The sequence below is a fragment of the Microbacterium sp. BF1 genome (genome assembly GCF_019279095.1).
GTDB classification, from domain to species: Bacteria; Actinomycetota; Actinomycetes; order Actinomycetales; family Microbacteriaceae; genus Microbacterium; species Microbacterium maritypicum.
On the sequence record NZ_JAGYWT010000631.1, the window covers coordinates 1 to 1,249 of the forward strand.

The 1,249-nt window shown below is 70.1% G+C and carries 1 protein-coding gene; it reads left to right on the top strand.

Annotated elements, in window-relative coordinates:
- A partial coding sequence (locus KZA10_RS15585; RefSeq protein WP_218683341.1) for a hypothetical protein occupies positions 1-1,249 on the top strand: 1,249 nt, incomplete at both ends.

The window sequence follows — 1,249 nt, forward strand, 5'->3', positions numbered from 1 at the left end:
GAGGCGGCCGCGTGGCTGGGGGCACTGTACCCGCACGGTACCGAGCGATACCGGTTGGCAGGTCTGGGGGCGCTGATCGTCGCCCAGACCGTCGTGCAGGGTGCTGTTCCCGAGATCGATCCGACGTCGCTGCGGCCGGAGACACCTGACGAGGACGACTGGCATCACTGGACCAGGGCGGCCGCCCTCGTCGCGATACTCTGCGCCGAACGCGGCGACCGTCGCGGTATGCGCACGTGGCTCGACGCGCTCCGCGACGGCGCATCCCGGATCGGTGCCGAGCATGAGCTGAGGGATCCCGTGGTGGCGCTGAGCTGGCTCCTCGTGGGGGACCACGACATCGAACAAGTCGCGGGGTCCGGCCCGGTGAGCGGCGGGATGCTGCGCACCCTGCGCGCCGCCGTGGAGGGGGACGTCGATCTGGCGCTGCGTCTCATCGCGACCGACGAATCGGCGTTGTCCGGCGAGCCCGACCCGTTCGTGCCGGGATACGAGCACAGCCCGGTCGTTCAGGCGTATCGCGCCGTCGTCGAGGTACTGCTGCTCGTGTGGCGGGGCGACATCGGTGTCGCGCGGGACCGGCTGATCCAGGCGGCGCTCTCCTTTCCGATCGCGATGCCCTTTGCCGGATTGGGAGTGGTGCTCGCCAGACGCCTCGACCTGGCGGTGCTCGGCGAGCTGGGACCCTTCGCCCGATCACTCACCGTCGCCCTGCCCGGGGGAGCGAAGATCGACCTCCTCGTGGACCGCGGCATCCAGTCATTCCTCGCCGGCTCGTTCGACGATGCCGCCGCCACGGTTCGGCTGTGGTCCGATCTCGGTGGGCCGCAGACCACGATGGCGGTACCGGGTTTGGACGAGTTGGCCTTCATCTCTGCCGGTCGCACCACGACGGAGGCGTCCATCGAGCCTCCGGAGATCGCGCTCGCCCAGCGCCTGCGGGTCCGTGTCGCGACGGCAGGCGACGGGCGGTGGCGTGCCGAGAGCGATGAGGTCCGCGACATCGCACGCACGTTGACCTCGCCGTTCGCCAGGGCGCGAGTGGAGACGATGCTCGGAACACAGCATGCGATTCGCGACGATCACTCCTCGGCGAGGATCCACCTCCAGTACGCCGAACGGCTGTTCGAGCTCTCGGGTGCGACGGCGTGGGCGAGGGCGGTGCGCGGCAGACTGGATCGGCTCGAAGCGAGAGAGGGGAGCATCGTCTCCTCGGTCGGCGCTCTCTCCGCGTGCCGCGCGGCCTGGT